The organism is Shimia sagamensis, assembly GCF_900182745.1.
GTDB lineage: Bacteria > Pseudomonadota > Alphaproteobacteria > Rhodobacterales > Rhodobacteraceae > Shimia > Shimia sagamensis.
In genome coordinates, this window is record NZ_FXTY01000006.1 from 1 (window position 1) to 26,557 (window position 26,557).

Genomic DNA, 26,557 nt, shown 5'->3' on the forward strand with positions numbered 1-26,557 from the left:
ATTCATTGGGGCATTTTGGGGGGCAGAACGGTTCAATGGGACCGAGTGGGCTCTTCGTTCACTGATGTTCGGATTAGTGGCTGGGGTGGTAGGAAGCCTTGCGTCTCGATGAAACGCATCGGCTTTCCCGAACCAACTCCAAAACTGGGGCAGCTACTGGGGCGAAACGCTAGTGAGCCGTGGGCACTTTGGCCTGTCTTTGTGGCCCTAACGATGGAGATGGACCTGAAGGCACCGCCAGCGTTCACAGAACTCTTCCGTCCGCTTTTTTGCCTCGTCATCTGGATTGATGATGAAGAACGTCCGAGGGCTGTAGGCTTTGGCTCGCACTGCTAGAGCTGGGCTTTGGATCTCAGCTAGCCAGTGATCAACTTCAGCACCGTGCCCACCCTTACGCCTCGTATTGTGATGATAGATCACTGCACAGCGTCCGTCCGCTAGAGCTCTGACCTCACTCAGAGGAATGTGCTTGCCGAACTTGGCTCGCCCTTTCCGACGATCATCATCGTCAACTATGCCATTATCAGGGTCCGCAAACACAAGGTCGCAGTCAGTCGCCGCCAGCAACGCTCTGGACATCCAGTCAGACCGCCCCTGACGTCTGAGGCCATGATGCAGGTGCGACTGATCAGTGCTTTCATCAAACGAAACAGCACCATCAACCACTGGAAGAAGAGAGGTTATCGACCGTTCAGTGGCCACAACTGTTTTGAGATGATTGAAGAGCGGCGGATCAAGCACAGCATACCTATCGGCCTGATCCAGATATCCGATGTGGCGTCCATCACCATTGTGAATTTCATCAGGAAAGCGATACCAAACCACCCCCAGCTTCCTCTCTGGCGATAATGCTCTGAGCAGGCCAAGCTTGATGAAGTCGCCGATATCGCCCGCGTACCTATCCTGCATGTCGGCTCACTTCCCGATCTCCCAATAACGCCATTACCAGCTCTCGGTTCCGCCGACTGAACCGTCTGAAGTCTGGAGTGGCAGTCGGTCGAGGCGAACCAGGAAGAGCGGGGGCGGCATCAAACTTCCTCCAACCCCTTGAGAGCATCGTCAAAACCCCGAAGCGTTTTGGAATAGAAGCTTGCAATGTCATCTCGCATTTTGGCCAAATCGGCTTCCTCGATGCCTTGTTCAAGCATCTTTTCCATTTGCGGCCGGTTCCTCAGAGATTTGGATACTATGCGGCTAAACTCGGGAGACAGAGGGCGAACCTGGCTGGGAAGAGCATTGCCTTCTTTGAGGGCCGTAAATACTTTTTGCCTCTCCTGTTGATCACCACGCCCAATGACCATTCGAACGGCTAGCGTTCGTTCCGAAACCTCAATTTCGCAGAGAAGAATTCGGTTGGAAGGGGTCCAACCACTCCCAGACTGCATGGATTGAAACCTGTCCCACTCCGTAACTGCGAGGCGAATGAACCGAGCGTTGGCGGAATCAATTGCGACCGTCAAACCGGCATTGGAGGTCTCCAGGCCTTCATTAATTGATTTGAGCGTTACTTCCTCAGAAAGGAGTTTTGCGAGCTCTCGAGCTGGGTTTGGTCTTCGGTCTGTAAGGAACTCAAGCGCATTCTTGTGCTTTGCCCAAATTTTCTCGGCTAAGTCCTCAAGTGCGGGGTCTTCCAAGTACTTTCTCCTGATCATCTGGGTGTAAGATTCGAGCATCATTCGGGCTTTAGGGTCTCCCGATTGATTGTTGTTCGCGGATTCTAGGTTCCTCACCAGCGATGAGAAGTTGATACTGATCCAATCGGGATCACTCGCGTCATCATCCCTCAAAGTCATGAAGTAAAACAGGTGCTTCGCTTGCGGCCAAGTTTCGCGAACAGTGGTTGCGTATCTCTTTAGCTGTCCTGCACTTTCTCGAGCTTCAACTTTGAGTTCGATGGCAAATACTAGGTCGTCGCTAGGCTGCAGCCCTGGCAGTCGCAAGAGCAGGTCTATGTTCCGCCACTCTCTCAAGACTTCGATTTCGCCGAGGTCTCGTAAATGGAGTTGTAGCAATAGTTTGGGCTCTCCGGATGCTGTTACCAGTGTTTCTAGTAACGCTCTGGTGCAAGTATCATCAAAACCGTGTTGACCGCGAGGATTCACAACGTTCGCGAGAAAATTCGAATGCCGGATTTCGGTTCGTTCTACCGATAAGGCCTCAAATGGGCAATACACATCCAGTCGTTCACTTAACCTCGCAAAGTCGGACGACTTCACGATCAAGTTAGACAGTTCAATATCTAAAGGGGTATGTTCCAAATCTGGCCCTCCACCCTTCAACCTTCAACCTTCAACCTTCAACCTTCAACCTTCAACCTTCAACCTTCAACCTTCAACCTTCAACCTATGAGGTGATTACCAAGGGGTCAAGGAGCATAGGACTGGCGTATCCCGAGGAAGCAGGAAGCGCCGACCTGAGTGTCGCTAAGGAACTGACTGTAAATTGAAACACCTTTTTTTCTCAAAAGAAGTGGTTGCCTTCGACCTATACGTAATTCTCTGTCTTTACCTATGAATTGATGCCGAATAATTGTGAAGTTCAACCGTAACCCCAACCGCTGAGCCCAAAAATTCATGTCTTCCTTCAACACGGAAACTAAATCCGGCTGGAGGAAATCCGCCAGTTTTCCACCCAACCTCAAATCCTCTGACCTTTCACCGACATTCTCCTGATGATCGCCCCTGTTCATCAACTGGAGGATCATTCATGAACTTGCTCAGCACCACCGCACTGCACCTTTGCTCTTACGGCGATACTCACTGCCATAACTGCGGGAGAGCCGTTTCGAAGTGGATAGAGAAGTGCCCTAAGTGCGGCTACGAGTTGTAAAAAAAAAGAAAAGTGGACCCCGGCCAGCACGAAGCCAGCCGGGGTTAAGCTTAGGGCATCCTGTGACCCTCTCTATGTCAGGAACAGTCACATCGGCAGGCGGATCTGATCCACGATGCCTCGCTTCTGCTGGTCCGAAATGCCCGCGCTGTAGATACCGTAGGTCATCCCATTTTCTGAGCGAGCTGACTTGTGGCCAACGATGCTAGCCGTGAAGTGCTCAGGCACACCGGTGCGCTCACATTGGGTCACAAACCACTTACGCGTCGAATGAAACACCAGGCCTGGACGCTCAAGTCGCTTCGCCTTTCTCAGAGCTGTGAAGCCCTTGGTCACACGATCAACCGTCAAGTCAGGAAACAGCGGTCCCTCGCTTGGAAGACTCCGAAACAATTCCTCCAACGCAGGATGCACAGGCACCTCGCGTTCTGCCGCATCCGTCTTTAACAGCCGAAGCTCATTTGGACGCACGTGAACAAAGCCACCAAGATTGCCCTTTGAGGTCAGGTCTTCTCTGAGCAGCCCTACCGCCTCACCAGCCCGCATGCCTGAGAGCAGACAGGTCAGCATCACGGGTCGCAAAGCATCGTCCTTGGTCGCCAGCAGCTGAACCACTTCCTCATCTGTTGGCACGGCATAAGGCTGTGGTTTGATCTTCTGATCGAACAGCACTGTCCTGAAGGGGTTCTGCTCAAGATGTCCCTCATAAACCGCCCAGTCCAGGAACGCGTTGACCTGTGCCCAGATCCTCTTCTGCGTTCGAGTTGTGATCCGAGCAGTTCCTTGAACGGAGAAGGCCACCAACTGGTCGAGCGACAACCCTCTGGTCCTCTCCGACTTGCCAATGACCGGTGACAGCTGAGCCACCAGACTAAGGAACTCGCGCCCCTCATCTCTGGTCAAACTGCACAGCGATTGGTCGCCATATTTTGAGAGGAACAAGCCCACCGAATACCGCACCGATTTAAACCCACCGGGCCGAAGCTCATTGGACCTGCGACCTAAGTAGACAGCGCCCTGATCCTTAATCGGGATCTTTTGGCGGGGCCGAACCCGCTCAAAGTTGGAGCGATCCTCAAGCTGCCCGGAGGCCTCCAGAGTGGACCGTAGACGATCAAGAGCTGCCCCTGATGCTTCAGCCCAATCAAGGACGTCAGCGGTCTTCTCTGGCTGAGAGAGGGCTTCTTCCGCACCCGCTCGGACCTGCGAAACAGTCTTCTCATATCGAAGGTTTACCTCCGCTGCCCGTGCGCGAGCGGTGTGGACGGAGTTGGTCTTAAGGCTTTGTTTCAGGGCTTGTTGACCAAGGACCAGCTCAACGTCCTTAGGCCAGTTACGTCTGAACAACCACGTGTGGCCCTTCAAGTACGCATAACGAATTTGAGCAGACATCAGTCTCCTCCTTTCTGTTTTGGGTGAGGCGGCTAACCGCGTTGATGGACCCGTAGAACAAGGTCAAAGTCCGGCTCGCCGTACTCGCCCGTCAGAGGTCCGGTCACTGAGTAGCCACCGATGCAGTCGTTAAAAACGAAATCGACCCGAAACAGATGTTCGGGCCAATCTTCAGTTGCTCGGATAACGACGATGTCGTCGGGTTGCGGCTCAACCATCTCTTGCGCCTCGAATCCAGGCGGCGAGAAAGACCAGCATCAACGCCATCGAGACAGTTGGATGTGTCCTGGCACCGAGCCAAAGTATCGCGGTCAACACGGAACGAGGGGGTGCGCTCATAAGAAAACCCCCGGCGGTATCGCCGAGGGTACGAAACGATTTCATGGTGTATCTCCTTACGTTGTTTCTATTTTAGATACGCAAGGGACCTCGGTTTATGGCGGCAATACTGCTCTCACCTGACAGTGATGCAGCACAACCATTATGGTGCCATTCCGGAGGCCTTAACCTCTCTCGCATACGCATTGACATCTGTCGCAATTTCAAGTTTGAGTTGTTTTACGGCGTGGAGCCTAGGCGGCGGTGCAGCTACCCGGTCTCTTAGAGGCCGATGACGCTCTTTGGGGAAACCCATTGGACGACGGTGGTTCCTCGTTAGAACTACTGGAAACCCTTACTTTAGGCACTGCCGCCGAAATCATGAGAAAAGAACTTCGAGACGAAATCAAAAGGCTTTGCCGTAAGGCGTTCCAAAAGCAAGAAGCGGAACGCGTAACCGAGTTAAAGTATCAAAAGAAGTTTACAACTCGCACGGGACTTCCTGCGAGAACCGGTTGGCCGAAGGGGTCGACATATAGCCATCGACATTTTGACCCCAGCCACTGCGTTAGAAACGCAAATGCTCAGGCAACGGCGATTTGGTCAAAGGTTCTCGACAATAGTTATCAGCCGACTCCGGCTATCTGCTATTCAATCCCAAAGCCGACTGGCGGACAGCGTGAAATAATGGCATTCTCGATTCCGGATGCCGCACTAGCCAATGTCCTTTTCCGCGCTGCACGCGATAGAAACAGAAAACGACTTTCGCCTTTTTCATTTGCCTACCTGCCCGACAGAAACGTGTTTGATGCGATTATTTCTCTGAATCAGTTTGAAGCTGACGGCAAACTGATTGCAGTTCAAATCGACTTCGAAAAGTACTTTGACTCCATTCCGAAAGGATACCTAGAGGGTCTGATAGACGACAATGCAATTGTTAGTCTGACACCTCATGAGCGCTACGTTTTCAAAGCGTTTTTGTCCCATCAGTTCGGGAGTTCTGAGCACTTCTGGTCCAAGGATTTCAAGAGCAGACATCGAGGGACACCTCAAGGCAACTCAGTCTCTTTGCTATTGGCGAATTTAGCCAACGATCAGTTGGATCGAAAACTAGCAAGGGAAGCCGGGAGGTTTGTGCGCTTTGCGGACGATGTGGTTGCCTTTTGCGATAGGCATGAGGACGCTGAAAGAATAGCTCGCTGTTTTGAGCGTCATTGTGGCAATAGTGGTCTGAGCATTAATCGAACAAAATCCCCAGGAATTACTGCTGTCTCGAGAAATGAACAGGAGATTAAGACGATTGCCGAGTTTAAGTATCTTGGCTATTCTCTTTCAAACGAAGCACTTCGCATCCCGGCCCCAAAAGTGCGTCAGTACCAGCAAAAATTCTCTAGATTGACACATATCTATTTGATCCACTCGTTGCAGTTTGGGTTCAACTCAAAAAGATGCTCCGCCTCCGCCGGGTATGACTGGGACCTGCTTGGGCTTATCTCTGAAATCCGCAGGTCCGTGTATGGCGGCCTAGACGAGAGAGATATTCAGGACTTCATTTTGAGAGGCAAACGTCTGCGCTCGATGCAAGGGCTAATGGGTTTTTATTGCCTGCTTGAAGATCCAGAGCGACTTCGAATACTCGATGGTTGGCTGGTGAACCATATTCGCCGCTCAATGGTTTATAGAAATAAGTTGCTTTTGACTAAGTATGGGGCGAGTTGCCCAACCCCTTCCAACAGTGAGCTGATATCAGGAAAGTGGTTAAACCTTGGGGCATGGGGTAGAGACCCTGATGAAGTAGAGCCACAACTGCCCAGCTTTGTTAGAGGCTGGCGTGCCGCGAGAAAATACTACCTCACTTTTGGCTTGGAAGGTGTGCAACCGCCAAAATACGGAGACGATTCCTCTTTCAACGCGCTCCCCTAAGTTTGCAGCCAGTTTACCCTGAATCAACTGACTCTCTAGACCTCAGACCGAAATCTGTGACCGAGTGGTGGCGGTCAGGGTCGACCCGCCAACTGACGGAGTGGTCCACGTCTCGCATGGTCCGTTGCAGAATGCTTGCCGTCGTCGCTTCAGGACGGGCCACAAAGACAGGCCAAAGTGCCCACGGCTCACTAGCGTTTCGCCCCAGTAGCTGCCCCAGTTTTGGAGTTGGTTCGGGAAAGCCGATGCGTTTCATCGAGACGCAAGGCTTCCTACCACCCCAGCCACTAATCCGAACATCAATGAACGAAGAGCCCACTCGGTCCCATTGAACAGCTCTGCCCCCCAAAATGCCCCTGTTTATGCCCCTGTTGGTTTGGGAGTGTCTGAGACAGGAAGATTGGCCCCAGTAGTGACGACTGAGATGGTCTGAGTGGAGTCCGATTAAGCCCTCTAGGCTGGGACCCTTAAGCTTCCCCTTCTGCCACTTTGCGCCCTAAGGATGCTCGGTAGATATCTCAGGCAACAAACCAACCTTTAGCCTGAACTCTTCCCTCATGACCTCACTGGCTTCTGCTTTGTAGTTGGCATTCACCAAGATCGCGTCATGGATAGGCAAAGCAGTGATCGCCTTGGCCTTCAGGGACAGAAAGACATCAACAAGGATGGGCCCCACATTGCTGCGCAATGCACTGCTGGGCAGTGGTGAGCAACCGCATGAAACGTGACCTTGCAATCTAGGCGCTGGAGGTGGCGATCGCATTCAGGGCACCGCCCAAACGCAGCATTCATCACTCGGATCGCAGTAGCCAATATTGCTCCCGCGATTATCACAGGTTCCTGCGCCAACATGGGTTCAAGGTATCGATGGCTGGTCATGGCAATTGCTATGATAATGCGGCGATCGAGACGTTCTTCAAGACCATCAAAGCTGAACTGATCAGGCGACAGTCATGGGACACACGGCGGCAAGCTGAGATGGCCATCTTCGAATACATGGACGGCTTCTACAATCCGCGACGCCGACACTCAGCATTGGACTGGAAAAGCCCTGTCGCCTTCGAACGGAAAGTGGCCTAAACGAGCAATTGGGGCGGCACAAAAACGGAGCAGGTCCAATTTACCGTTGGGCCACATCTCGCGCTTGCAATCGCTGCCGACCAAAGCGCCAGCATCCCGGATCAGTTGTCCGTCTCTGACTTATACGCGCAAACGGGCTCTGATGCTGAGGCTACACGAAGCCAAATGCACGACCTGAGTCAGCAACAGGCGCATCGTGACACCCCATTCAGCCCAGCACGTCACGCAATGACGTTTCCGTCACTGGCTTAGACAGGATTGCCGGCTGCGCTTTGTTGATTGCCTCAACGCGCCCCTGCATATCTCTTGTCGACATCAAGATCAGAGTGCAATCCGGAAATTGATGATAACCAAGCTGCAATAGTTCCCAACCGGACCGTCCATCGTCCAAATTCAAATCGCTGATCAAAAGCCCCAGCTCTCGCATGGCTCTCAAACGCCGCTGCCCTGCGGCAAAACTCGAAGCCGTCTCCACACTATAACCCAACTCAGCCAAAACCGCCGCCGTGGCGCCCAAATACGCTGGGTCATCATCAATCACTAGAGCCGGACCGCGCCCCACGCCGTGCTCTGCGCCCGATGCAATCTGAGCGTTGAGTGGGAACAACATCGTAACAGTTGTGCCATGATCAGTCGGGCCAGTACGACTGAGGATCGACAAGGTGCCACCCGATTGATGCACAAAACCATCCACCATCGACAAACCAAGCCCGGTGCCGCCGCCATCATCCCTTTGTGAGAAAAATGGCTCCGTCGCCCGACTGCGCGCGTCCTCACTCATACCTCGACCTGTGTCGCAAATGGCCACAAACGCACCACCGCCGCCATCTGCATCCGCACCAACGCGCACACTTACCTGCCCGGCGCCATCAATTGCCTGGCCCGCATTCACGCAAATATTCAGAACCGCACTCTCCAATTGGCCAGGGTCAACACGTGCAAACACTGGCGCATCAGGCAGCTCAAATGACATGGACACGGTTTCCGGCATGCCAATCTCCAGCAGGTCTGCCATACCCTCAACCAACTGGCCGATGTCAGTAACCTGCGGTGCCAAGTGCTGCTTACGTGCAAATGCCAACAGCCGCTCCGTCAAAGACACGCCAAGATCCAATGCCGACCGTATCCGCGCCTGCAAGTCTCTGGACCTCTCTGGATCGGCCTTTTCCAAAAGGTGCAAATTGCCCGATATGCTCGACAAGATGTTGCCAAAGTCATGCGCCACCTCGCCGGAAACTTTGCCCAACGCCTCTACACGCCGGATTTCTTCCAAACGTTGTTCCATTCGCTTGCGCTCAGTGGTTTCCGACAGCAGCCAGACCTCCTCGCCATTGGGTAAAGGGGAGCGTCGCAGCTCCAGAACATTGCCGGAGGGATCGACATATTCCTCAAACCCGCCGTGTTCACTGGCTGAGGTTTGTCGTTCAAAACGAGACTGCGCAATCAACTCCGAAACTTTGGTACGCACACCATCTTCTGCACCGGGCAGTCGCAGAAGGTGCCGCAAGTTGGCGTTCTCCGCCTCAATCCAGCCCCCCGCGGACGCTATTGCCACCCCGTCTTTAATGTTGCGGAACACCCGCGAAAACAGCGCGTTCTGATGCCCAACCTGCCGCGTGCGACGCTCCAGTTTACGCGCACTTTCCCGGAAAACGTGGAACGCGGCATAGAGCTGGCCAATCTCGTCCTCAGACGTTGGGCCGTGTGGCAATTCGGTGCGGTGGTTGCCCGCAGCCAACCTCCGCATGGCAGCAGCAATCAAATGCAGGTTTCGCGCCACGTAGCGCGACACATACAACGACGAAGAAATCGCCACCAAAAGGCTTGCTGCCGTCAATGCCAGAAATACATTTTTGGCAAATTCCAAATTGCCAGACGTTTCCATGCGCGCCTGCGACAACCTTGCCTCCGCTTGGGTGACCTTGCCTTCGGCAAACGTACTGACGCGGTGCGCCTCCTGCCGAATGCGAAACAACGCGTTCTCCGCATCCAACCGCGCCGCCAACGCTCGGTGTTTCAACACAAACAGACTTTCACTGCGCACGGATGCAGCCTCAATCTCCGCCAAAGCGTCTTCATGCATCGGCGTCACGAACCGATGTGCTTCTTCCCGTTGCTTGGTGTGTCGGCGGCTAAACTCTCCAAGCTCGATCAAGGCATTGGATCGCCCCGCCCCAATGGCGCTTGCGGTTAGTTGCTGCAGTGCCGCCCAAACTTCGCGTTCCTCCAACGGCAATGCCCGATCACTGGCCAAACGCCGCACCCGCTGGTTCAAGCGCTCCATATCCCGGTCAATTGCATCCAGTTCTGCCTGACGCGCCGCCTGTGGCGCCAATGCCTTGGATAAATCGTCAATCGCCAATCGCAGACGTGCGACAGGCAGATGCAATTCGGTGTCCTCCGCAGCGAGCACCTCAATGCGGCGCAGGTTTTCCAGGACCTTTTCTTCCTCTTTTTCCAGTTGGAACGGAGGAAATAACGCGTGCAAAAACGGTGCAGACGTCGCCAGTTCTGCGGATTCCCGTGACAAATCAAGCGCATCGGACACCTCAGCCAAGGTCTCTTTGTGCAAAACATTCATCCAGAGCTCAGTACGATTGAGCACCAACATGCCAACCAAACTCACCAGCAGGATCAACCCGAACAGTACCGATATGGCTGCAGACAGGCGTGCCCTTACGCTCAACCGCGACAAAATCGCCATCACGCGACATCCGTGCCAAGGTTAAAGATGTAGCCCTGCGCCCGTCGGGTCTGAAGATGCACCGGCTTAGACGGCACCGGCTCAATCTTGCGTCGTAGCCGCAGTATAAGCACGTCAATTGTGCGATCCACATAGCGCTCCATGTCTGAACCCAACTCTTTGAGCAGCTCTGGCCGCGGGATCACCCGATCGGGATTGCGGGCAAAATACTCCAACAGTCGGTATTCCGCATTGGTAAGGGGAACTTCGTCTCCCTGCGCGTCCAACAACCGGCGCGATTGCACATCAATCCGCATGTCCCGAAAGGCAATGCCCTGCCCAGTTGCAAGATTTGATTTGGCGCTGCCATGACCATATCGACGCAACACGGCGCGAATGCGTGCCACCAACTCGCGTGGATTGAATGGTTTTATCAGGTAGTCATCCGCGCCGGTTTCCAGGCCAATAATCTTGTCGATCTCATCGCCGACACCGGTCAGCATGACAATTGGAATTTCGTAACGCTCTCGAATGTGGATCGCCAGCGTCAATCCGGACTCCCCGCGCAACCGTAAATCTATCAGCGCCAAATCCACCTGTGGCGGATCTCCCAAGGCCATAAATGCCGCAATGCCGGGGCAACACACAGCATCAAACCCGCTCTCCCGCATCAAAGCAGACAGCGTGTCGCGCACACTCTCATCATCGTCCACAATGGCGATCAGAGGATCATCTTTACCCGTTTGCATGAAACCCCATCCTGCGGTGTTGCGTGACCTCCCACCATCAGGGGGGACAATTGTTCTGAATCAGTTTCGTAGATCATGCCAGATTGTAAGTCTGCGCGCGCGGCTTTGTAACATTGTTAACATGAAAGCCCGCATTCATCTGTTCCGTTAACAAAACCTTCCTCGCCTCAGCGCCCCCGCGTCTCCTACGCTGATCTGGTCAACGCCTTGCTTTGGGATCACAACTCCATGGCCAGCGTTATTAGGGAGGACACCATGACACCAATTTTCACCCGCGCGGCAACAGCCTTGGGCATTCTATCGGTAAGCGCTTTTGCTGCCGCCGCTGAGTGTGCAGACCGTGGCGCACTGGACGATCTATATTGCGACGCCAACGGCGATCTGGTTGCGGACACCCCAACGGACCCAGCTGAACTGAACAATCCGGACACTCTGGTCTTTGCTTATACACCAGTTGAAGATCCCGCCGTTTACGCAGACATCTGGGCGCCGTTCATTGCCCATATGGAAGACGTCACCGGCAAAGACGTGCAATTCTTCGCAGTACAATCCAACTCCGCCGAAGTGGAAGCCATGCGCTCCGGCCGCCTGCACGTTGCAGGTTTCTCCACAGGTCCAACGCCTTTTGCGGTGAACCTCGCAGGTGCGGTCCCATTTGCCATCATGGGCGCAGACGACGGTCAGTTTGGCTACAAGCTGCAAGTCTTCACCCAAGCTGACAGTGAGATCAAAGAAGTCAAAGACCTCGCCGGTCGCCGTGTGGCGCACACTTCGCCAACATCCAACTCCGGCAACCAGGCCCCTCGCGCCCTGTTCCCCTCACTGGGCGTCGAGCCGGATAAAGACTACGAAGTGACCTACTCAGGCTCACACGACCAATCCATGCTGGGTGTTGTGGCTGGCGACTATGACGCTGCACCAGTGGCCTCCGAAGTGGTGGAGCGTATGGCGGAACGCGGTCTCTATGATCCCAAAGACGTGCGCATGGTCTGGGAAAGCGATCCATTCCCAACCACCTCGTTCACCGTGGCTCACAACCTGGACCCTGAGCTGTCTGAGAAAATCAAAGAAGCTTTCTTCACCTTTGAATTCTCCGGCACAAAACTGGGTGAAGAATTTGCCGGCGTGAGCAAATTTATCCCGATCACTTACAAAGATCAGTGGGCGGTCATCCGCCAGATCCAGAGCTCCAACGGCGTGGAATACACCCCGCAGGGTCTCGCAGGTAAGTAACTCAAAGACCAACCAAGCCCGGTCAGCGCATGTCGTTGTCCGGGCACCTTTTCGGCCTTGCGCAAAGCTCTCGGTGGCGGGCGCGTTTTGGGCGGGGCCGCGCCATGTCCGGAAGACCGCAATGCTTAAAATATCAAAACTCACAAAACGCTACGGCTCGGGCGATCCCGTGCTCAAGGAACTGGACCTGACCGTTGAGGGTGACCAGCTCACCTCCGTAATTGGCTCCTCAGGCGCCGGCAAAAGCACGCTGTTGCGCTGTATCAACCGCTTGGTGGAACCCACCTCAGGCTCCATTGATCTGAACGGCACCGAATTTACCACGCTGAACCGGCGCGACCTGCGCCATGCGCGCCGCCGCATCGGCATGGTTTTTCAAAGCTTCAATCTAATTGACCGCCTGACCGTGATGGAAAACGTACAATCCGGTCGTTTGGGCTACATCTCCACATGGGCCGCTCTCACCCGACGTTATCCACGTGAAGACATCCGCCACGCCTACGAGCTAATGGAGCGGGTTGGCATCGCCCACTATGCAGACCGCCGCGCAGACGAACTCTCAGGCGGTGAACGCCAACGCGTTGGTGTAGTGCGCGCATTGATGCAGCGTCCCGAAATCCTGCTGGCAGATGAACCAACAGCCTCGCTTGATCCCAAAACATCGGAACAGATCATGTCGCTGCTGCGTGACCTCGCTTCTGAATTGAAACTGCCTGTGATCATCAACATCCACAACGTAACCGAAGCCAAAGAATACAGCGACCGCATTGTCGGCATGCGCTATGGCCGCATCATCTTTGATGACCTGCCGAGTAAACTCACCCAATCCGAGATGGATGAGATTTACGCCGGTGTGCCCGCCATGGATCGCGCCGAAGTTGGGGCCGTGGCATGAGCATGGCCAAAGACACCTGGCGCAAGCCACCGTTCATATCCAACCCCCTGCTGCGCTATGGGCTCTACGCTGCGGCGGCAATCTACGTAGTCTTCACCTTGACCACACTGCCCATCGACTGGGACCGCGTGTCTGACGGTATGCGTCGCGCGCAGCGCATCTTCAGCGGCGCCTTTCCGCCAAGTTTTGAGCGCTCCGGCCTGCTGATCGACGGCTTTCTCGAAAGCTTGAAAATAGCGATCCTTGCCACCGTTGGCGGCATTCTGCTTTCCGTCCCATTGGCCTTCATGGCTGCCAGCAACATCGCCGTCAAACCCGTCTATATTCTGGGCCGCGGCATCATCATCGTTGCGCGCAGCTTCCACCCGGTCATCGTCGCCATCATCTTTGTGAAAGCCGTGGGGTTTGGCCCATTCGCAGGAGCTCTCACCTTGGTTGTCTACTCCATTGGATTTGTTGCCAAACTTCTGGCTGAACGCATTGAAGAAATCGACTTCGGTCAGGTTGAGGCCATGCGCTCCGTTGGCGCAGGGTTCCTCGCCACATTGGTCTACGCTGTGATCCCACAGATCATGCCGCGCCTTGTGGGCTTGGGCATTTACCAACTCGACAGCAACCTGCGCGCCTCCGCAGTGGTGGGCATCGTCGGCGCTGGCGGCATCGGCGCCACTCTGGCCAATGCTTTTGGCCGCTACGACTATGACTTCGCGCTGGCCATCACCATGGTCATTGTGGGCGTGATCCTCGTGTCCGAGGCAATCAGTGGCTTTATCAGGAAGCGGATCGCATGATGAGCTCTCAATCTATGCAACAAACACTTGACCACTGGTCCCGGTTCACCCTGCAGCAACGCCTCATGCGCTACGGCGGATTTGCCCTCACCCTTCTGGTTGTGGCTTGGGCGCTTTCCAGCATCAATGTGATCTGGGAATGGGTGTGGGATGCACCTGTACAGATGGGTGATCTCTTTGGCCGGATGATGCCACCGGACCCCAGCAACCTGCCTTCGATCCTTGAGGCAATTTGGCAGACCGTGAATATCGCCACTTTGGCCACCATGTTTGCCGTCGTGGTTGCACTTCCTGTGGCTTACATCTCGGCACAAAACACCACTCCCAACCGGGTCACACTTTGGATTGGCCGCTTCATTCTGGTGTCGTCCCGCTCGGTCAACACCATCATCTGGGCGCTGTTGTTTGTGGCCATCTTTGGGCCTGGCATTGTCGCGGGTATTGTCGCGATCATGTTCCGCTCAATTGGCTTCCTAGGCAAACTGCTCGGTGAAGCCATTGAAGAGATTGACACAAAACCAGTCGAAGCGCTGGAAGCCTGTGGTGCCTCGCGCTTTAAGATTGTGCTCTACGCCATTGTGCCCCAGGTCATGCCCGCCTTTTTTGCAATCGCTATCCTGCGCTGGGACATCAACCTGCGGGAATCCACGGTTCTTGGGCTTGTTGGTGCCGGCGGCATTGGCATGATCCTGCAAGGAGCTATCGACACTTTCAACTGGCCGGAGGTTTCCATGGTGTTGCTCACCATCCTCGCGCTGGTGGTGTTTGGTGAAGTGGTCTCTTCTTACTTGCGCAAGAAAATCCTCTGACCTTACAACGGCGGCCGACATCCTCGGCCGCCCATTTTCTTTCCGGACCCTATTTATGATCGACACGCAAACAGCGTTTGACCGCTACGAAAGCCTGCGCCACGCGCTGCCTTCCGCTACCTTCCCGGACACCTCCCATGCTGGCCGCGATCTCAGCGACACAGCAGAGCACTATGACGCCTACATCCTTGATGCCTTTGGTGTTTTGAACCGCGGCGAGACAGCTATTGAAGGCGCGGTCGAGCGCATGACAGAGCTACGCGCCGCAGGCAAACGGCTGATCGTTCTGACCAACGCCGCCAGCTATACGCGTGTTGAAATCCTCGCCAAATACCATCGCCTTGGCTTTGATTTCACCGCTGACGAAGTGGTCTCGAGCCGCGACGTGGCCTTCGCGAACCTGCCCAAACTGGCAGACGGTCAAGTCTGGGCAGCCATCTCCGCAGAGGGTGATAACTTCAGCGACGCGCCCGCCTCCGCAACGCTCCAGGATGTCATCGAGAACCCAAATCTCCTAAACACAGCAAGTGGCTTTCTGTTCTTATCCACCGCCCGCTGGAATAACGCAGACACCGACGCCCTTACAAGGGCACTGCAGGACACCCCTCGCCCTTTGGTCATCGCCAATCCCGACTTGGTGGCCCCTCGCGAAGACGGCCTCACCATTGAGCCCGGCATGATCGCCCACAACATCGTGGACCGCGTCGATGCCGAAGCCACATTTTTCGGCAAACCCTACGGAAACGCTTTTGACACCGCTCTGGCCCGCCTCCCCGGTATCCCACGTCACCGCATCGCTATGGTGGGCGACACGTTGCATACGGATGTGCTTGGCGGCGCTGCAGCGGGTATCGGCACCATCTTGATCACAGATCATGGCTTGTTCAACGGCTTCGACGTCGCGCCTTACATCAAACAATCCGGCATTAAGCCGAACTGGATTGTTTCAACAACTTAGGTTTTGAAAAACGTCGCTTGCCTCAGCGCGCCACAATCAACAACTCCTTGGGAAAGGACGTCAACGCCCGCACGCCATCGGCCGTGACCAGCATGTCGTCCTCAATCCGTACGCCAAAGTTGCCGAGATCGTACAGACCCGGCTCATTGGTCCAGACCATGCCTTCGCGCATCACCTCGTGATTGCCGCGCATAATGTAAGGTGCCTCATGCACCTCGCGCCCCAATCCATGCCCGGTCTTGGTGCGAATGCGATCAACAAAAGGGGAGGCTTCCAACACACCAGTGACGGCATCATCAATCTGATGCGCTGTCACGCCTGGTTTGGCCACCTCAAAGCCACGTAGATTGGCAGCCAAAACAGTCTCATAGACTGCCCGCCCCTCATCGCTTACATCTCCAACAAACACGGTGCGCGTGATATCCGCCGCAAACCCATCTTTGCGGGCTCCAAAATCAAACAACAACGCGTCCCCTTCTTGCACCGCATAATCCGACCGTGCCTTACCATGTGGCCGCGCCGTGTTGTCGCCTGCCACAACAATGGGCGAAAACGCCAGATCATCCGCCCCTTCGGCAAACAACGCCTGGATCAATGCGCTTTCGATCTGCTTTTCCGTTTGCCCAATCTGCACACCGTCCAGCACGTGTGACAAAGCCCGCTCTGACACGTCAATCGCCACCTGAAGCGCCGCCACATCTGCCTCCGACTTGATCACCCGCAAGCCCGATATTGCCTTTTCACCATCTACAATCCGCAAGTCCGACTGCGCTTTGGTCAATGCCACCTGCACAAACACACGCATCACCTGGCCTTCGACCGCCAAAGAGCCAATCTTCAGATGCTCGGTGAGCGCCGCAAAGGCCGCGTCATACCCGTCCTGATCGCGCCAATCAAACACCGCACCGTCAAATTCCACCAAAGCCCAACTGCCCAATTCCAAGTTCGGCACAATCGCCGCTGGCGCGCCCTCCTCGGGGATCACCGCCAAAAATGGGCGCTCATGGCTCATAAATGGTTTGCCAAAGGCCCGGGTGAAATTTGGCCCCGGCACCAGCGCCACAGCATCCACATTCAGATCCCGCGCCACTTGGCGGTATTCGGACAGCTTCGACATTCTGATCTCCTGAAAACTCTCTGTGCAGCTTCACTTCTGCATTTTTGGATACAGTATCCACAAAATACATTTACGCACAATCACCTTAATCCGACGGCAAGCGCGATCCAAGGAATCGCCGCCGAGTCTCTGTCAGAATTCGAGAGATGGACACTCCTAAGGGGTACGTATCCAACATGATCCTAGTTGGGAACGCAACGCCCCTATATTTCCGGACCTCCTCCACCGCGTAAAAAAGTCATTTATTTCAGGTAACTACGTCTCTCGACGTCCTTAAACCGGTCAACTCTCATTTGGCGCAAATATTTTATATTGGATTTTGTATCCAATTTGGATTAGCACTCGGTCCACCAACTTTTGGGAGGACCCTATGCTTAAGAAACTCGCTGCCATCGCGGCACTCACCACCTTCGCCGCCATTCCGGCCAAAGCTGACACCCTTGACGACGTGGTTGATCGCGGCACACTGCGCTGCGGTGTGGTGCTCGATTTCCCGCCAATTGGCTACCGTGATGCCAACAACGAGCCTGCCGGCTACGACGTTGAGTATTGCAACGACTTGGCCGCCGCGCTGGAAGTGGAAGCCGAAGTGCTGCCAGTGACCTGGGCGGAACGCCTGCCAGTGATTGTAACCGGCCGTGCCGACGTGGTGTTTGGCGCCACATCTGACAGCCTCGCCCGTGCGCGCACCGTTGGCTTCACCATCCCCTACGCGATCTACTACGCCCAAGGCGTGGTGAATGCAGACAGCGGTATCTCAACATTCGAAGACATCCGCGGCAAGCGTGTTGCCGCTGCCATCGGAACCGTACCAGAGCAGGAATGGCTGAAAATCGCCGCTGAATGGGGCGAAGAAGGCAACTACCAAGGCTACCAGTCCGAAAACGAAGTGTTCTTGGCTGTAGCACAAGGCAAAGCTGACATCGGCATCACCACCAACACCGCTGTTCTGCCCATCACGCAGCAGTACGACAGCATTCTCGCAGGCCCACGCATGCCTTGGACCACCGACTACACCTCTGTTGTGGGCAAGCGCGAAGACGTAACCTGGCTGAACTTCCTCAACCTGTTTGTGACCCACCAAGTGCGCTCCGGCCGCTATTCCGAACTGTGGGGCAAATACGTGGGTGGCGAAGCGCCAGAGCTGCGCATCCCCGGCGTGATGTACTGATCCACCACTCCCTAAAACCCGCCCCTGTCCAGCACATGCTGGGCGGGGGCCACGGGAACAAACCACATGTTTGATTACAACTTCCATTGGCGACCGGTGATGAAAAGCCTGCCAGACCTGCTTGAGGCAGCAATGCTGACCCTGCAGGTGGCTGTGCTCGCCATGATCCTTGGCATCGTCATCGGCCTCTGCCTCGCCTTGATCCGCCTGCACATGCGCGGCCCGCTCTTGTGGCTGGCCTCCACCTGGGTGGAACTGGCCCGCAACACCCCTGCCCTGTTTCAGCTTTTCTTCTTTGGCTTTGGTCTTGGCTCTTTTGGCCTGCACCTCTCGCCCTACATGATTGTGCTCATGGGGCTGACCTTCAACTGCGCCGGTTATCTGGCGGAAAACTTTCGCGGCGGCTTTCAAGCCATTCCGGACACCCAAATCCGCGCCTCCCGCTCGCTCGGAATGAACGCATGGCAAGCCTACACCCGCATCGTGATCCCGCAGGTGTTTCGCATCGTCTATCACCCGATCACCAACCAAATGGTCTGGGCCGTGCTGATGTCGTCGCTTGGCATGCTCGTCGGCTTCCGCGAACTCTCCGGTGAGACGCAATTCTTCGCCTCCCGCACCTTCCGGATCTTTGAATACTTCGCCGTCACCGCGGTCATCTACTACGTGATCGTGAAACTCATCCTCGGAGCCTCCCGCCTTTTGGCGACCCGGCTCTTCCGGTACTGAGGAGCGCCCCATGGAACCTACTATTAGCTTTTTCAGCGGATTTGCTCCCAAAGACCTTCTGTTTCTTGGCGAAGCGGCCGTCCGCACCATGTGGATTTCGGTCTTGTCGATCTCCATCGGTACTGTGCTCGGCGTGATCTTTGGCTGGATATTATATGAGGGAAAATGGGCCGCGGCCCTCACCGTCGCCCCCATTTTGGACGTCTTCCGCTCGGTGCCTCTGATCATCCAATTGGTGTTGTTCTACAACTTCGCCCCCATCATTGGCCTCAACCTTGATCCGTTTGCCTCTGGCGTGGTGATCCTAACGATCTACACCGCGTCCCTAGTGGCCAGCGTCGCCCGTGGTGGGATCGAAGCCGTCGACGCCCCCATGCGCCGCGCCGCACGCAGCCTTGGCATGAGCTACTGGCAAGATCTGCGCTACGTGGTCCTGCCCATCGGTGGTCGCGCCGTGTTCCCGGCTTGGGTTGGGGTTGCCCTTGGCGTGATGAAAGACAGCGCGCTGGTCTCCGTACTCGGCTACGTCGAACTGCTCAAAGCCAGCCAAATCCTGATCACCCGGACACAGGAACCCTTCCTCATCCTTTCCATCGCAGGCGCGTTCTACTTCGCGCTCAGCTACCCAATTTCGCGCTATGCCGCGTCGCTTGAAAGAAAGTGGGCCCAATGATCGAAATTCATGACCTGCACAAATACTTTGGTTCCCTGCACGTGCTCAAGGGCATCGACCTGAACGTCGAAAAAGGCGAGGTGCTCTCCGTCATCGGCGCGTCGGGGTCCGGCAAATCCACACTGCTCTACTGCATCAATGGGCTGGAGCCTGTGCAGCAGGGCAAAGTGGTGGTCGACGGCACCGACGTGCATGCCAAAGGCACCGACATCAACAAACTGCGCCAGCAGCTTGGCATGGTGTTTCAACAATGGAACAGCTTTCCGCATCTGACCGCGCTGGAAAACGTCGCCCTCGCGCCCAAGATCGTGAAAGGCAAATCCAAAGCCGAAGCCCGCGAGATCGCCGCGCAACAGCTCAAACACGTGGGTTTGGGTGACAAACTCGACGTCTACCCATCCGCCCTCTCCGGTGGTCAACAACAGCGCCTCGCCATTGCCCGCGCCCTCGCTATGGAGCCGGAATACATGCTCTTTGACGAAGCCACCTCCGCACTTGATCCGGAGCTGGTCGGCGAAGTGCTCGAAACCATGCGCATGCTGGCCGAAGAAGGCATGACCATGATCTGCGTGACCCACGAAATGGGCTTTGCCCGCGACGTGAGCGACCGCGTCGCCTTCTTCCACCAGGGCGTCATGGAAGAAATCGGCCCGCCCGAGCAAATCTTCGGAAACCCGCAGTCTGAACACACCCAAAAATTCCTCGCCAACGTGCGCTAACCCCGCACGCAAGACCAAAAAGGCAAAAGCTATGACCAAAAACATCTTCTCCGGCACCATGCCGGCCCTCATGACCCCGTGCAAAGCAGACCGCAGCCCGGACTACGACGCGCTTGTGAAAAAAGGCCACGACATGATCGCGGCAGGTATGTCCGCTGTGGTCTACTGTGGTTCCATGGGCGACTGGCCCCTGCTGTCCGACGAAGAGCGCATGACCGGCGTGCAGCGACTGGTTGAGGCAGGCATCCCGGTTGTCGTTGGCACCGGCGCCATCAATCCCAAGTCCGCCGTCGCGCACGCGGCTCATGCGCAGAAAGTTGGCGCCGTTGGCCTGATGGTGATCCCGCGTGTATTGTCCCGTGGCTCCTCCATGGCTGCACAGAAGAACCACTTCAAAGCCATCCTTGAGGCCGCGCCCGACGTGCCCGCGATCATCTACAACAGTCCTGTGTATGGTTTTGCGACCAAAGCTGACCTGTTCTTCGCGCTGCGTTCCGAACATAAAAACCTGATTGGTTTCAAAGAGTTTGGCGGCAAAGATGATCTGCGTTACGCCGCAGAGCACATCACCTCCCAGGACGATCAAGTCACCCTGATGGTGGGCGTGGACACCGAGGTCTACCATGGTTTTGTCAACTGTGGCGCCACCGGCTCCATCACCGGCATCGGCACCGCTCTGCCAAAAGAAGCCCTGCTGCTCGCTGCCCTGTCACAAAAAGCCGCCGCTGGTCACGCTGAGGCCCGCAAACGCGCGCAGGAACTCGAAGAAGCTTTTGGTGTGCTCGCCAGCTTTGATGAAGGCACCGACCTGGTCCTTTACTACAAATACCTGCTCGTCCTGAACGGCGAAGAGGAATACCGCCTGCACTTCAACGAGACCGACGTTCTGAGCGACGCCCAGCGCAACTACTGTGAGGCGCAATACAGCCTGTTCCGCACCTGGTTTGCCGACTGGTCCAAGCAAGGCGGAGTCATCGCTGAATGCATGTGATCGACAGCCATACCGGCGGGGAGCCGACACGGGTGATCCTGGACGGCGGGCCGGATCTGGGGACCGGCTCCCTCACAGAACGCGCGCACCGTCTGGCGACGGAGCATGAGGATTTCTATCTCTCCGTGATGCGCGAACCGCGTGGCCAACCCGCTATGGTTGGCGCGCTTCTGGTGGAACCGGTGGACCCCACCTGTGTGGCAGGCGTGATCTACTTTGACATGGGCGCTGTGCTCGGCATGTGCGGCCATGGCACCATTGGTCTTACCGTGACATTGGCACATCTGGGCCGCATCACACCCGGAGTGCATCGCATCGAAACGCCGGCTGGTGTGGTTGAGGTGGAACTCAGCGATGCCAACACTGTGACCGTCAGAAACGTCGAAAGCCGTCGTGTGCGCAAACACGTCACTCTGGACGTGCCAGGTTATGGCATGATCACCGGTGACGTGGCCTATGGCGGCAACTGGTTTTTCATCCTCGATCCAAGCCCGCTGCCCGTCAACATTGGCAACATCCGCGCGCTGACCGACATGGGCATCGCCATTCGTGATGCTGCCAATGACATCGGCGCGGGTGGTGAGAACGGCGAACCGATCGATCACGTGATCTTTCAGGGTGAAGCGCCGGAGAAAGGCGTGCACAGCCGCAACTTTGTGCTCTGCCCGGATGATACTTACGACCGCTCCCCTTGTGGCACGGGCAGCTCCGCGCGGCTGGCCTGCTTAGCCGCAGACAACCGTTTGGCCCCTAGCGAAGAAATCGTGCAGCACAGCGTGATCGGCAGCCCCTACACGCTGTCCTATCAAACAGGCCCCAACGGTGGCGTCATCCCTTCGATCACCGGCCAAGCCTTTGTCACCGCACAAAGCACCATCCTGTTTGAAACCGAAGACCCCTTCAAACACGGCATCGCGCATTAGCGCCTTCCGGACAGACATCCCTCCCCGTGCCTGTCCGGTCTCTCCCTCTCACGACAGGTCACAGGCATGACAAACGACATCATCGTCATTGGCGCCGGCATCATTGGCATCTCCACCGCGTTGGAGTTGCAACGCCGCGGCCATCAGGTCCGCGTGTTGGATCGCGCAGGCATCGCAACAGAAGCCTCCAGCGGCAACGCTGGCGCTTTTGCTTTCACCGACATTGAGCCGCTTGCCACCCCCGGCATCATGCGCAAAGCCCCCAAGTGGCTGCTCGATCCGCTTGGCCCCCTGTCGATCCCTCCGGCCTACGTCCTAAAAATCGCCCCTTGGATGCTGCGCTTCTGGCGCGCCAGCTGGAAAGACCGCTACACCGCCTCAGTGGATGCACAAACTCAGTTGATGACCCATTCCCGCGCCGCGCTGGAACGTCAGATCATAGTCACAAAAGGCGAAGACATGATGCAGCGAGAAGGCCAGTTGCAGCTCTATGAAGGCGAAAAGGAATTCCGCGCCAGCCTGTCCGGCTGGGAGCTGCGTCGCTCCCACGGCATTGATTTCCAAATATTGGAAACACCCGAAGTCATCGCAGAGATCCAGCCCGGCCTTGATCCTCGGTTCACCCATGCGGTCTTCACCCCCGGCTGGATGAACACGGTTGATCCACAAGCGTGGACACAACATCTCGCCGACGCCTTTCTCGCTCATGGCGGACGCATCGACACCGCCAACATTCATGCGCTGGAATGCCATGACAGCGCCGCCGTTTTGCATACGGAAAACGGTCCCATCTCGGCTCCCAAGGTGATCGTGGCGGCGGGTGCATGGTCCCACCACCTCGCCCACACAATGGGAGACAAGATCCCGCTTGAAACAGAACGCGGCTACAACACCACGCTGCCCACTGGCGCCTTCCCGCTGCGCACCCACCTGACCTTTGGCGGCCACGGTTTTGTGGTGACCAAAATCAACGGCGGCGTACGCGTGGGCGGCGCAGTGGAGCTTGGCGGTCTCAAGCTTAAGCCAAACTACAAGCGCGCCGACATTCTCCTGCAAAAAGCCGCCAGATTTATGCCTGCACTGGACACCTCAAGAGGCAATCAATGGATGGGGTTCCGCCCCTCCATGCCAGACAGTCTACCGGTTATCGGTCCCGCCGCGCGCAGCAACAACATCCTTTACGCTTTTGGGCACGGCCACCTCGGCCTCACCCAATCCGCAGGCACCGCAGAACTGATCGCGGACCTCGTGGACAACACCTCCCCCGCCATTCCTCTCACCGCTTATGCGGCCACCCGTTTCTGAAAGGAACACGCTATGAAAATCACCGGTTTCAACGTCTATCAAGTTGACCTGCCTCTAAAAGAAGGCCGCTACAACTGGTCCAACGGCAATTTCATCGAAGTCTTCGACAGCACCGTGCTGGAAATCCTCACCGATGAGGGCCTCAAGGGCTACGCCGAATGCTGCCCGCTGGGCTCCGCCTACCTGCCGTCTTTTGCCAAGGGCGTCCGCGCAGGCTTGGCTGAATTGGCCCCGCACCTCATTGGTCAGGACCCGCTCAACATCGGTGCGATCAACCGCACCATGGACGCCGCTCTGCGCGGCCACCCCTACGCCAAGGCCCCTGTCGACATCGCTTGCTGGGACCTTTTGGGCAAAGCCACGATGCAGCCAGTTTACACTCTTTTAGGCGGTGCCGCACAGGACGACGTGGTGCTCTACCGCGCCATCAGTCAGGAAGACCCGGACGTCATGGCCAAGAAGATCGAAGGCTATGCCGCCGAGGGCTACACCAAGTTCCAACTCAAGGTGGGCGGCGAGGCCAATGACGACATCGACCGCATCCACGCCACCCGCGCTGTGCTGAAGAAAACCGATCAGCTTGTGGCCGACGCCAACACCGGCTGGACCCGCCACGAGGCCGCCCGCGTGGTGAACGCTGTGGCCAATCTCGACGTCTACATTGAACAGCCCTGTCTGACCTATGAGGAAAGCATCTCCATCCGCCGCCGTACCTCTCTGCCATTTGTGATGGACGAGGTCATCGACACACCCAACACTTTGGTAAAAGGCATAGCCGAAGATGCGATGGACGCCATCAACCTGAAAATCTCCAAGGTCGGCGGCCTCACCAAGGCCCGCCTGATGCGTGACCTCTGCGTGGCGCATGGCATCCCCATGACCATCGAAGACACTTGGGGCGGCGACATCACCACCGCAGCCATTGCCCATCTGGCCCGCTCCACACCCGCAGAATTCACTTTCTCCGCGACAGACTTCAACTCTTACGGCACAGTCACCATCGCCGAGGGTGCGCCGAAGCGCAAAAACGGCCGCATGACCGCGCCGGACACGCGCGGTCTTGGCATCACACCTGTGTTTGACGCTCTGGGCGATCCTGTCGCCACCTACCGCTGAAGGACTTCTAAATGCGCAGCAGCAAAACCATCCATGTGGTCTCCGCCCATGCTGAGGGCGAAGTGGGTGACGTGATTGTCGGTGGCGTAACCCCGCCACCGGGCGACACCATCTGGGAGCAACGCAGCTTCATTGCCAAGGACCAAACCCTACGAAACTTTGTGCTGAATGAACCTCGTGGCGGCGTATTCCGCCACGTGAACCTGCTTGTGCCGCCCAAACACCCGGACGCCGACGCCGCTTGGATCATCATGGAGCCAGAAGACACACCGCCAATGTCTGGCTCCAACTCGATCTGCGTCTCCACCGTGCTTCTGGATGGCGGCATCATCCCGATGCAGGAACCGGAAACCTTTATGACGCTGGAGGCTCCCGGCGGTTTGGTGAAAGTCCGCGCCGAATGCAAAGACGGTAAGGCCCAGCGCATCTTTGTGCAAAACCTGCCCAGCTTTGCGGACAAAATTGGCGTGCCGCTTGAAGTACCCGGCCACGGAACCATCACGGTTGATACGGCCTACGGAGGCGACAGTTTTGTGGTTGTCGACGCAGAGGCGCTTGGCTTTGAGATTGTGGAAGATGAGGCCAAGGACATCGCACGCCTTGGCGTCGCCATCACCAATGCCGCCAACGACCAACTTGGCTTCACGCATCCGGAAAACCCGGATTGGAACCACATCTCTTTCTGCGCGTTCTGTGGTCCTCTGTCTCGTACTGAAACGGGCCTCACGGGCAAATCTGCTGTGGCTATCCAACCGGGCAAAGTGGACCGCTCGCCCACTGGCACAGCTGTCTCCGCCCGCATGGCGCTTATGGTTGCCAAAGGTCAGATGAAACCCAACGAGACATTTGATGCGGTGTCCATTATCGGCTCCCGTTTTTCCGGCCGCATCGTAGAAAGCACAACCGTCGGCGACCGCTCCGCAATTGTGCCGGAAATCTCCGGCCGTGGCTGGGTCACCGGCATTCATCAACATATGCTGGACCCTGATGACCCTTGGCCCACAGGTTACCGCCTCAGTGACACTTGGGGCGCCTAATAATGGCTGGGCGGCCCTTAGCCGCCCAGTTTCTTTAGATCTTCCAGAAGCGCTTTGGGCACCTCAACATAGCCGCGCTCTGTATTGCGCGCCCGCGCCTCAAACCGCCGTTGAGATGGCAACCGCGCACCCTGATCCAGAATATCCGCAAACAGCCGCTCCGCTCGGGCATTGTTATCAGCCACTCGCCCGCCGCTCAGGTGATACGGATCAAGCGCCAGAATGATCTGCCCATGATAGGGCGCACCACCCTGCCCTTCGGCAAACGCCATGCTTTGTGCACTGGTCAGATCATCAATCAGCGGCCCCGCCATCAGTTCAATCATGATCGACAGTGCGGAACCCTTGTAGCCACCAAAGGTCAACATCGCGCCATCCAGCGCCGCCTGCGGATCAATAGTTGGGTTGCCTTCATCATCTACTGCGACACCTTCCGGCAACGGCTTTCCAGCCCGCAGGTACAGTTCAATTTCCCCCCGCGCAAACCCGCTGGTGGCAAAATCAAACGTAAATGGATTTTTGCCCATACGTGGCCAGGAAAACGCCAACGGATTGGTCCCCAGAGTACCGCGTTTTCCTCCAGCCGGAGCGACCCAGGAATGGCTGGGTACCATCGACAACCCCGCCAAGCCTTCTTCAGACAACCGTTCCACCTCTGGCCAAAGCGCGGAGAAATGGAAGCAGTTGTTCACAGTCATCGCCGCCATGCCAAACTTGCGCGCCTTCTCGATCAATGTCGGCATCGCCTCATTCACCGCCAAAATAGACATCGCATCACGCGCATTTACCCGCACAATTGCACCCTCTGACGGATCAATATGCGGCAACGCATGCCCATCGATCTTTCCAGCCTTCATCGTTTGATGGCACATCAATAGGCGGAACAGCCCGTGGGACTGACAATCATCGCGCTGACATTGGAGAAGCATCTCGGCAATTGCTGCAGCGTGTCGGTCACCATAACCAACGTCAGATAAGGTTTGCACCGCAAGCTGGCGCAGATCTTCCAGGGTGATTTGAGCCATTTCAGCCATCAATACTTCTCCCGCCAAATTTTATGGATATTGGATACAATAAACTCAAGCCGCACCACAAGCTGGAAAATTACCTCACGAA

Annotated in this window: 23 protein-coding genes and 1 pseudogene; 16 read left to right on the forward strand and 8 right to left on the reverse strand. The window is 56.3% G+C overall.

What is annotated here, in order from left to right; genetic code table 11:
- Positions 1-207: 207 nt before the first annotated feature.
- The 4 genes from QOL67_RS15365 to QOL67_RS15380 all read right to left on the reverse strand — a co-directional run bounded on the left by QOL67_RS15365 (position 208) and on the right by QOL67_RS15380 (position 4,221).
- Positions 208-909, reverse strand: coding sequence for a hypothetical protein (locus QOL67_RS15365; RefSeq protein ID WP_283426863.1), 702 nt, complete (start codon positions 907-909; stop codon positions 208-210).
- 119 nt (positions 910-1,028) lie between these two features.
- Positions 1,029-2,258 carry a PDDEXK-like family protein gene (locus QOL67_RS15370; RefSeq protein WP_283426864.1) on the reverse strand — a complete coding sequence of 410 codons (1,230 nt, stop codon included), beginning with the start codon at positions 2,256-2,258 and terminating at the stop codon, positions 1,029-1,031.
- Positions 2,259-2,365: 107 nt separating this feature from the next.
- Positions 2,366-2,704: a hypothetical protein gene (locus tag QOL67_RS15375; protein ID WP_283426865.1), complete on the reverse strand. Its 339-nt coding sequence runs from the start codon at positions 2,702-2,704 to the stop codon at positions 2,366-2,368.
- Between the two features lie 212 nt (positions 2,705-2,916).
- The gene (locus QOL67_RS15380) at positions 2,917-4,221 is read right to left on the reverse strand and encodes a DUF6538 domain-containing protein (RefSeq protein WP_283426866.1); all 1,305 of its coding nucleotides are present in this window, start codon (positions 4,219-4,221) and stop codon (positions 2,917-2,919) included.
- 633 nt (positions 4,222-4,854) lie between these two features.
- On the opposite strand from QOL67_RS15380, the gene QOL67_RS15385 reads away from it, so the two are divergent.
- Together QOL67_RS15385 and QOL67_RS15390 are read left to right on the forward strand one after the other, a co-directional pair.
- Positions 4,855-6,462, forward strand: coding sequence for a reverse transcriptase domain-containing protein (locus QOL67_RS15385; RefSeq protein ID WP_283426867.1), 1,608 nt, complete (start codon positions 4,855-4,857; stop codon positions 6,460-6,462).
- Between the two features lie 705 nt (positions 6,463-7,167).
- Positions 7,168-7,542 (forward strand): annotated as a pseudogene (locus QOL67_RS15390) (DDE-type integrase/transposase/recombinase); the annotation flags it as partial.
- Between the two features lie 208 nt (positions 7,543-7,750).
- Here QOL67_RS15390 and QOL67_RS15395 read toward each other — a convergent pair.
- The gene (locus QOL67_RS15395; protein WP_283426868.1) at positions 7,751-10,246 is read right to left on the reverse strand and encodes an ATP-binding protein; all 2,496 of its coding nucleotides are present in this window, start codon (positions 10,244-10,246) and stop codon (positions 7,751-7,753) included.
- Positions 10,246-10,974 (reverse strand): response regulator transcription factor, encoded by a 729-nt coding sequence (locus tag QOL67_RS15400; protein WP_283426869.1) that lies wholly within the window; start codon positions 10,972-10,974, stop codon positions 10,246-10,248. The genes QOL67_RS15395 and QOL67_RS15400 overlap by 1 nt, the downstream gene beginning before the upstream one ends.
- 255 nt (positions 10,975-11,229) lie before the next feature.
- Here QOL67_RS15400 and phnD point away from each other — a divergent pair, with 255 nt between their 5' ends.
- From phnD to QOL67_RS15425, 5 genes are all read left to right on the forward strand, one after another.
- Positions 11,230-12,207, forward strand: a complete 978-nt coding sequence (gene phnD, locus QOL67_RS15405; protein ID WP_283426870.1) for a phosphate/phosphite/phosphonate ABC transporter substrate-binding protein — start codon at positions 11,230-11,232, stop codon at positions 12,205-12,207.
- Between the two features lie 121 nt (positions 12,208-12,328).
- On the forward strand, positions 12,329-13,102 hold the full coding sequence (gene phnC / locus QOL67_RS15410) for a phosphonate ABC transporter ATP-binding protein (protein ID WP_283426871.1): 774 nt from the start codon (positions 12,329-12,331) through the stop codon (positions 13,100-13,102).
- Positions 13,099-13,893: a phosphonate ABC transporter, permease protein PhnE gene (phnE, locus tag QOL67_RS15415; RefSeq protein ID WP_283426872.1), complete on the forward strand. Its 795-nt coding sequence runs from the start codon at positions 13,099-13,101 to the stop codon at positions 13,891-13,893. The genes phnC and phnE (QOL67_RS15415) overlap by 4 nt, the downstream gene beginning before the upstream one ends.
- Complete coding sequence (phnE, locus tag QOL67_RS15420; RefSeq protein WP_283427104.1) at positions 13,893-14,702, forward strand: phosphonate ABC transporter, permease protein PhnE; 810 nt, start codon at positions 13,893-13,895, stop codon at positions 14,700-14,702. Before phnE (QOL67_RS15415) ends, phnE (QOL67_RS15420) begins: the two co-directional genes overlap by 1 nt.
- Positions 14,703-14,757: 55 nt before the next feature.
- Positions 14,758-15,660, forward strand: coding sequence for an HAD-IIA family hydrolase (locus tag QOL67_RS15425; protein ID WP_283426873.1), 903 nt, complete (start codon positions 14,758-14,760; stop codon positions 15,658-15,660).
- A gap of 22 nt (positions 15,661-15,682) precedes the next feature.
- On the opposite strand, the gene QOL67_RS15430 is transcribed toward QOL67_RS15425, so the two are convergent.
- The gene (locus tag QOL67_RS15430) at positions 15,683-16,777 is read right to left on the reverse strand and encodes a M24 family metallopeptidase (protein ID WP_283426874.1); all 1,095 of its coding nucleotides are present in this window, start codon (positions 16,775-16,777) and stop codon (positions 15,683-15,685) included.
- 370 nt (positions 16,778-17,147) lie between these two features.
- Between QOL67_RS15430 and QOL67_RS15435 the strand changes: the two genes are divergently transcribed.
- From QOL67_RS15435 to QOL67_RS15475, 9 genes are all read left to right on the forward strand, one after another.
- The gene (locus QOL67_RS15435; protein WP_283426875.1) at positions 17,148-17,948 is read left to right on the forward strand and encodes a transporter substrate-binding domain-containing protein; all 801 of its coding nucleotides are present in this window, start codon (positions 17,148-17,150) and stop codon (positions 17,946-17,948) included.
- 66 nt (positions 17,949-18,014) lie between these two features.
- Positions 18,015-18,677, forward strand: a complete 663-nt coding sequence (locus QOL67_RS15440) for an amino acid ABC transporter permease (RefSeq protein WP_283426876.1) — start codon at positions 18,015-18,017, stop codon at positions 18,675-18,677.
- Positions 18,678-18,687: 10 nt separating this feature from the next.
- Positions 18,688-19,350: an amino acid ABC transporter permease gene (locus QOL67_RS15445; protein WP_283426877.1), complete on the forward strand. Its 663-nt coding sequence runs from the start codon at positions 18,688-18,690 to the stop codon at positions 19,348-19,350.
- Entirely contained in the window at positions 19,347-20,069 is a 723-nt protein-coding gene (locus tag QOL67_RS15450; RefSeq protein WP_283426878.1) for an amino acid ABC transporter ATP-binding protein, read from the forward strand. The genes QOL67_RS15445 and QOL67_RS15450 overlap by 4 nt, the downstream gene beginning before the upstream one ends.
- Positions 20,070-20,100: 31 nt before the next feature.
- Positions 20,101-21,060: a dihydrodipicolinate synthase family protein gene (locus tag QOL67_RS15455; RefSeq protein ID WP_283426879.1), complete on the forward strand. Its 960-nt coding sequence runs from the start codon at positions 20,101-20,103 to the stop codon at positions 21,058-21,060.
- Positions 21,051-21,983 carry a 4-hydroxyproline epimerase gene (locus tag QOL67_RS15460; protein ID WP_283426880.1) on the forward strand — a complete coding sequence of 311 codons (933 nt, stop codon included), beginning with the start codon at positions 21,051-21,053 and terminating at the stop codon, positions 21,981-21,983. Before QOL67_RS15455 ends, QOL67_RS15460 begins: the two co-directional genes overlap by 10 nt.
- Positions 21,984-22,049: 66 nt before the next feature.
- Positions 22,050-23,288 carry an NAD(P)/FAD-dependent oxidoreductase gene (locus QOL67_RS15465; RefSeq protein ID WP_283426881.1) on the forward strand — a complete coding sequence of 413 codons (1,239 nt, stop codon included), beginning with the start codon at positions 22,050-22,052 and terminating at the stop codon, positions 23,286-23,288.
- Between the two features lie 12 nt (positions 23,289-23,300).
- Positions 23,301-24,404 (forward strand): cis-3-hydroxy-L-proline dehydratase, encoded by a 1,104-nt coding sequence (locus QOL67_RS15470; protein ID WP_283426882.1) that lies wholly within the window; start codon positions 23,301-23,303, stop codon positions 24,402-24,404.
- A gap of 11 nt (positions 24,405-24,415) precedes the next feature.
- Complete coding sequence (locus QOL67_RS15475) at positions 24,416-25,441, forward strand: trans-3-hydroxy-L-proline dehydratase (protein WP_283426883.1); 1,026 nt, start codon at positions 24,416-24,418, stop codon at positions 25,439-25,441.
- Between the two features lie 17 nt (positions 25,442-25,458).
- Here the strand turns inward: QOL67_RS15475 and QOL67_RS15480 are convergent, their stop codons facing one another.
- Positions 25,459-26,475, reverse strand: coding sequence for an Ldh family oxidoreductase (locus tag QOL67_RS15480; RefSeq protein ID WP_283426884.1), 1,017 nt, complete (start codon positions 26,473-26,475; stop codon positions 25,459-25,461).
- Between the last annotated feature and the right edge of the window lie 82 nt (positions 26,476-26,557).